Origin of the sequence: Aeromonas molluscorum 848, assembly GCF_000388115.1 — a bacterium.
GTDB classification, from domain to species: domain Bacteria; phylum Pseudomonadota; class Gammaproteobacteria; order Enterobacterales; family Aeromonadaceae; genus Aeromonas; species Aeromonas molluscorum.
Map to the genome: position 1 here is coordinate 1 of NZ_AQGQ01000196.1, position 6,805 is coordinate 6,805.

The window sequence follows — 6,805 nt, forward strand, 5'->3', positions numbered from 1 at the left end:
CCTTGAAGAAGGCGTGGGTCATCAGATGGAAGATGGCCCCTTGCCAGGCACCAACCCCCAGGGCCAGAAACATGTAGCCTATCTGGCTCATGGTGGAATAGGCGAGGATCCGCTTGATGTCGGTCTGCACCAGGGCGGCGAAACCGGCTAGCACCAGGGTGATGGCACCGACCAGCGCCACCAGTTGCAGGATCTCCGGCGCCAGCAGGAAGAGGCCGTGGGTGCGGGCAATCAGGTAGACACCGGCGGTCACCATGGTCGCGGCGTGGATCAGCGCCGAGACCGGGGTCGGGCCTGCCATGGCGTCCGCCAGCCAGGTCTGCAGCGGCAACTGGGCGGATTTTCCGACAGCGCCACCGAGCAGCATCAGGCAGGCCAGGGAGAGAGCAGGGGATCCGCCCGCCAACATCACGGGGGCGCGCACCAGCAGCTCGTGGATGTTGAGGGTACCCAGCTCCCGGTAGAGCACGAAGAGGCCGATGGCGAGGAAGACGTCACCCACCCGGGTCACCACGAAGGCCTTGAGTGCCGCCGCGCCGTTTTTACGATCCTGGTAGTAGAAGCCGATCAGCAGATAGCTGCACAGCCCGACCCCTTCCCAGCCCAGATACACAAACAGCAGGTCATCAGCCAGCACCAGGAACACCATGCTGGCGATAAAGAGGTTGGTATAGGCGAAGAAGCGGGAATAACCCTCTTCCCCACGCATGTACCAGGAGGCGAACAGGTGGATGAAGAAACCCACCCCGGTCACCACCCCCAGCATGGTGAGCGACAGACCATCCAGCGCCAGGCGGAAGGTCGGCTGAAAGCTGCCCACCGACATCCACTGCCACAGCGTCTGATGATACACAGCCCCAGCGGGCAGGGTGCCCAGGAAGTCTATGCCAACCCACAGCGTAGTCAGGGCGCAGAGCCCTACGCTGCCCACGCCGATGATCGCCGAGCGGCGCTCGCCGAATCGCCCCAAGGAGAAGGCCAGCAGCAGCCATCCCAGCAGCGGAAACAGAAAAGTCAGGTATAAGAGGCTCATCCGCGCATCTCGCTCACAATGTCGACATTCAGGGTCTGATAACGGCGATAGAGCTGCAGCAGCAGGGCGAGGCCGACGCTGGCCTCGGCCGCGGCCAGAGAGATCACCAGTATGTACATGATCTGGCCATCGGGTTGACCCCAACGGCTACCCGCCACCACGAATGCCAGGGCGGAGGCGTTCATCATGATCTCGATACTCATCAGAATAAAAAGCAAGTTGCGGCGCATGAGCAGGCCGCACAAGCCGATGCAGAACAGCATGGCTGCCAGCAGCAAGCCATGCTCCATAGGAATACCGTTCATCTGCATCCTCCTTGCGGTATTGGCAATAACGTCGGCAGCAGGCCGTCATGGTTCACCGGCGAGACCCTCTTCATGACTGTCCTCCTTCATGAGGCGGGCGAGAGGCACTTTTGGGGAGTGAAAGCACGTCACCGCTCTTGTCTTCCCGGCCCAGGTGATAGGCGGTGACCAGACCGGCCAGCAAGAGGATGGAGGCCAGCTCCACCGCCAGCACATAGGGGCCGAACAGGGCGATACCGACCGCCTTGGCGTCTACGTCGACAAGCCCCAGTTCTCCCCCTGTCACGGCCAGAATGCCGTGGGCCAGAAAGCCAAGCAGAATGAGGGAGAGCAGGGCTGGGCCTCCCCAGGTTTTGGGGGTGAGCCAGTGCCTCTCCTGAGCCTGGGAAGAGCCAAGGTTGAGCATCATCACCACGAACACGAACAGCACCATGATGGCACCCGCATAGATGATCACCTGCAGGGCACCGGCGAAAGAGGCGCCCAGGCAGAAGAAGATCATGGCCACGGCGATGAGCGAGATGATGAGGTTGAGCAGCGCATGCATGGGGTTGCTGGTGCTTATCACCCGCAGCGTGCTGTAAACGGCGACCAGGGCCGCGGCATAGAATGCCAGTTCCATGATTGACTCCTAGGGCAGCAGGCTCTTGACATCGATGGGTTTGGCTTCGTGTTCGGCGTCCCCTTTGGGTTTGCCGTCGATGGCCATACCGCTCATGCGGTAGAAGTTGTAGTCCGGGTACTTGCCGGGGCCGCTGATCAGCAGATCCTCCTTCTCGTACACCAGATCCTGGCGGCGATACTCGCCCATCTCGAAATCCGGCGTGAGCTGGATGGCGGTGGTGGGGCAGGCCTCTTCACACAGGCCGCAGAAGATGCAGCGGGAGAAGTTGATGCGAAAGAACTCCGGATACCAGCGGCCATCGTCTCGCTCCGCTTTTTGCAGCGAGATGCAGCCGACCGGGCAGGCCACGGCGCACAGGTTGCACGCCACGCAGCGCTCGTCACCGTCCGGGTCGCGGGTCAGCACGATGCGGCCGCGAAAACGGGGGGCGGCATAGACCTGCTGCTCCGGGTAGCTCAGGGTCTCGCGGGGGCGCCAGGCATGGGAGAAGACCATCCCCAGACTGCGCAGTTGGGTGCCAACACCCTTGATAATGCTCGTAATTTTCATAGGTGCCTCACTGCACGTTCATAAGCACGACGGCGCCGGTTACCAGCATATTGAGCAAGGTAAGCGGCAAGCAGACTTTCCAGCCAAAGGACATCACCTGGTCAAAGCGCGGGCGGGGCAAGGAGGCCCGCAGCAGGATGAAAAACACCATGAAACAGGCGGTCTTCAGGGCAAACCAGATGAAGGGCGGCAACCAGGGGCCGTGCCAGCCACCAAAGAACAGGGTCACGATGAGCGAAGAGATCAGCACTATGCCGATGTACTCGCCCACGAAGAACAGACCCCATTTCATGCCTGCGTATTCGATGTGATAACCGTCGGCGAGCTCCTGCTCGGCCTCCGGCTGATCAAAGGGATGGCGGTGGGTGACGGCGACGCCAGCAAACAGGAAGGTGATAAAACCCAGGAACTGGGGCACCACGTTCCAGAGACCTTGTTGCGCCTCGACGATCTCCCGCAGGTTGAAGCTGCCGGTCTGGATGACTATGCCCATCAGGGAGAGCCCGAGGAACACCTCGTAGGAGAGGGTCTGGGCCGAGGCGCGCAGGCTGCCGAGCAGGGAGTATTTATTGTTGCTCGACCAACCGGCGAACAACACGGCATAGACCGCCAGCCCTGCTATGGCAAGGATGTAGAGCAGCCCCACGTTGAGATCCGCCACCCCCCAGGTGGGGGTGATGGGCACCACAGCAAACGCCAGGATAAAGGCGGTGAAGGCGATGATGGGGGCCAGCACGAAGATCCGGCGATCGGCGAACGGCGGGATCCAGTCCTCCTTGAAGAACATCTTGACCATGTCGGCCACCAGTTGCAGCAGGCCGAAGGGGCCTACCCGGTTGGGGCCGTATCTGTCCTGCCAGAGCGCCAGCAGGCGGCGCTCGATGAAGCTCATGAAGGCGCCAGCCCCCACTATGCCCAGCAAGACGACAAGGGCCTTGCCGACGGCTATCAGCAGCTCGATAAGCTCGTTGCTCATGCAATGGCCTCCTGTAAGTCACTCACATAGCACCGATGCAAGGCGGTCGGCAGGCCATGGGCCCCCAGGGGCAGGCCGAGCAGCCCGGGGGTCAGCCTATCGCTCAGCCGCAGAGTCAGTCGCCAGTGGTGACCGCCCCAGGAGAGCGCGACCAGACTGCCAGCCGGGAGGGCAAAGCGGGTGGCGTCGATCGGATTGAGGATCAGTTCGGGCTGCGCCATCCGCGCCTGGATGACGGGGCTCTTGGCGGAGAGCTCTTCCCCGCCAAATAGCTGCTCATAGCTCACTACTTGCAAGGCATCCTGCGCGCAGAAGGGGGCCGGGACAGTGCCAAACCAGCCGAGGGGCTCGGTACCTTCAGCCTGCGGGTCACCTGGCTCCAGCAGACGGCGACCGGGATTGCCAGCGCGCAGGTTGCCACCCACTTCATCCTGGAATTTGTTCCAGGCCGAAGGGGAGTTCCAGCCCGGCGCCCAGGCGAAGGGCACCTGTGACTGGGGTTGGCGGGTACCGGAGAAACCTTCCATGGAGAAGCTGAAGGGGGAGTCTGGATCTTGCGCGACACGAGGCTCGCTCACGTTCTGATCCGCCAGCATGGAGGTGCGGCCACTGTAGCGATGGGGTTCGCGGGCTATCTTCATGCCGCGGATGCGCAGCCCGGCATTGGGGGCGGCCTCCAGCATGGCGCCAAGCAGGGGAGCACTGGCGGCACAGTCTCTGCTCACCTGGTCGAAATGCTCCCAGCGCAGGGGTTTTCTATCCAGTGCCCCTTGCAGGGCAGCCAGCCAGCGCCAGCTTTCGCGTACCTGGATGTCGGCGTCGTAGAAAGCGGGGGCATAGACCTGGAAAAAGCGCTGGGCGCGACCCTCCATGTTGACCAGGGTGCCGTCGGCTTCGGCGAAGCTGGCGGCGGGCAGTACCAAGTCTGCTTTCTGAGCGGAGCCTGTATCTTGATGATCGATGACCAGCAGGTGTTGCAGGCGAGTGAAGGCGGCATCGATGCGATTGCTAGGGGCGCGGCGATAGAGATCGTTCTCCAGGATGATCAGTGCCAGCGGCGCCATCCCTTCGATGCGATCCAGCGCCGCTTCCAGCGGGGCCGCTGACGAGGCCAGCATGGCCAGCCCAAGGCTGTTGGCCTCCGACGCCACCAAGGCCAGATTGACATCTGGTGCGCGGCTCTTGAGGGCGCGAGCTATGTTGCTGGCCGCCTCGAGCAGCGCCTGGCAGCGGGCGCCGGAACCTGCGATGACCAGCGGTTTTTTTGCATTGCCGAGCAGCTCGGCCCAGCGGACCGCCTGCGCCTGCTGTTCGGAAGGCAGATCCACGACGGCGGGGGCGCTGCTATCAAGCTGGTGGGCGATGGCAAAACCGAGGCGGGCCTGATCGGCGTGGGGGGCATGCAGTTTGTCGGCCGCCACATCGTCCAGACGAGTACTGTCCAGACTGGTGATGAGCAGCGGGTTAGCGGTCGTTCTGCGCCAGGGTCTGCACGGCGGCAACCTGCCACAAGTCCACCTTCAGCTTGCGGGCTATCTCGCGTCCCTTGCCTTGGACCGCCTGACGCAGGGCCAGGCTGATCCGGGCGGCGCTCATGGTGACATCCTCACCTAGCACCAGGATGGCATCGGCCTCTTCCATGTCCCGCAGGCTGGGGGTACGAATGCCACCGTGTTGCAATATATGCAGCATCTTTTGCAGGCACTCCCATTCGCTCTGCTCGACGCCGCAATAGAAGTTGTCGGCCCCGACCAGCTCGCGCAGGGCGAAGTTGCTCTCCAGCGACGCGCGCGGCGATCCTATGCCGATGACGGCGCTTGCGGTGCGCAGCGCATCGGCGGCGCGGTTCAAGGCTCCATCGACCGTGATCGCCAGCTTGTTACCATCCTGCTGCTCTTTGTCTTCACGCAACAGCGGCTGGCGCGGACGATCGGCGAGATTGACATAGCCATAGCCAAAGCGGCCGCGATCGCAGAGGAAGTAGTGGTTCAGCGCGCCGTGGAAGCGGTTCTCGATGCGGCGCAGCTCGCCGTAACGTTCCCCCGGGCTGATGTTGCACCCCACCGAACACTGCTGGCAGATGCTGGGGGCAAACTGCATGTCCCACTTGCGGTTGTATCGCTCGGAATGAGTCTTGTCGGTGAACACCCCGGTGGGGCAGACCTCCACCAGGTTGCCGGAGAACTCGCTCTCCAGAGTGCCATCCTCGACCCGGCCGAAGTAGAGGTTGTCGTGGGCGCCGTAGACCCCCAGATCCTCGCCGCCAGCGTAATCCTTGTAGTAGCGCACGCAGCGATAGCAGGCGATGCAGCGGTTCATCTCGTGGTTGATGAAGGGGCCGAGTAGCTGATTCTGGTGGGTGCGCTTGGTGAAGCGGTAGCGGCGGCTGTTGTGACCTGTCATCACCGTCATGTCCTGCAGGTGGCAGGCGCCCCCCTCTTCACAGACCGGGCAGTCGTGGGGATGGTTGGTCATCTGCCACTCCACCACGCTCTTGCGAAATGCTCTCGCCTCTTCGTCCTCGATGGATATGTAGCTGCCATCGGTGGAGGGGGTCATGCAGGACATGACCAGCCTGCCGCGCTTGTCATCGGCATTCTGATACTGCTTGACCGCGCACTGGCGGCAGGCACCCACGCTCCCCAGTGCCGGATGCCAGCAGAAATAGGGGATGTCGAGACCCAGCGACAGACAGGCTTGCAGCAGGTTGTCCGCTCCGTCTACCTCGTACTCTTTACCGTCTACATGAATGGTGGCCATACAGCTTCCCTGCATCAATGAGATAAAATCCGTGACTCGCAGCAGCACAATGCCTTGCCTTCAGCCGGGGGTTACCAGCGTTCGCCCAGCAGATTGGGTTGAATCCCTTTGAGCCGCTTGTGGTTATCTTGTGGCCCCTTGATACCTGCCTCAAACTCGGCTCCGAAATACTTGAGGGCACTGCCAAGGGGCTCGACGGCGCCGGGGGCGTGGGCGCAGAAGGTCTTGCCCGGGCCCAGAAAACTGACCAGTTGCTCCAGGGTGGCGAGATCGCCGGGCTGGCCTTCGCCGTGCTCCAGTGCGCGCAGTAGCTTGACGCTCCAGGGCAGCCCATCGCGGCAAGGGGTGCACCAGCCGCAGGATTCGCGGGCGAAGAACTCCTCCATGTTGCGCAGCAGGGAGACCATGTTGACGCTGTCATCCACCGCCATGGCGAGGCCCGTGCCCATGCGGGTGCCGACCTTGCCGATGCCGCCTGCGTACATCTGGGCATCCAGGTGTTCGGGCAGTAGGAAGCCGGTGCCGGCGCCCCCTGGCTGCCACGCCTTGAGACCGGT

General features: G+C 62.7%; 6 protein-coding genes and 1 pseudogene. All 7 read right to left on the reverse strand.

The window, feature by feature from the left end; genetic code table 11:
* Positions 1 to 1,033: NADH-quinone oxidoreductase subunit L (locus G113_RS18040; protein WP_005908229.1), on the reverse strand; the 1,033-nt coding region annotated here is incomplete at its 3' end.
* On the reverse strand, positions 1,030 to 1,338 hold the full coding sequence (gene nuoK, locus G113_RS18045; RefSeq protein WP_005908231.1) for an NADH-quinone oxidoreductase subunit NuoK: 309 nt from the start codon (positions 1,336 to 1,338) through the stop codon (positions 1,030 to 1,032). The genes nuoK and G113_RS18040, both read right to left, overlap by 4 nt.
* A 70-nt stretch (positions 1,339 to 1,408) precedes the next feature.
* Positions 1,409 to 1,960, reverse strand: a complete 552-nt coding sequence (nuoJ, locus tag G113_RS18050) for an NADH-quinone oxidoreductase subunit J (protein ID WP_005908232.1) — start codon at positions 1,958 to 1,960, stop codon at positions 1,409 to 1,411.
* A 9-nt stretch (positions 1,961 to 1,969) separates the two neighbouring features.
* Complete coding sequence (gene nuoI, locus G113_RS18055; protein ID WP_005908233.1) at positions 1,970 to 2,512, reverse strand: NADH-quinone oxidoreductase subunit NuoI; 543 nt, start codon at positions 2,510 to 2,512, stop codon at positions 1,970 to 1,972.
* Positions 2,513 to 2,519: 7 nt separating this feature from the next.
* Positions 2,520 to 3,488 (reverse strand): NADH-quinone oxidoreductase subunit NuoH, encoded by a 969-nt coding sequence (gene nuoH, locus G113_RS18060; protein ID WP_005908234.1) that lies wholly within the window; start codon positions 3,486 to 3,488, stop codon positions 2,520 to 2,522.
* Positions 3,485 to 6,248, reverse strand: a pseudogene (nuoG, locus tag G113_RS18065) (NADH-quinone oxidoreductase subunit NuoG). The gene nuoH and the pseudogene nuoG overlap by 4 nt, the downstream one beginning before the upstream one ends.
* A gap of 71 nt (positions 6,249 to 6,319) precedes the next feature.
* Positions 6,320 to 6,805, reverse strand: a 486-nt coding sequence (locus G113_RS18070; protein ID WP_005908235.1) for an NADH-ubiquinone oxidoreductase-F iron-sulfur binding region domain-containing protein, incomplete at its 5' end; no start/stop codon positions are given.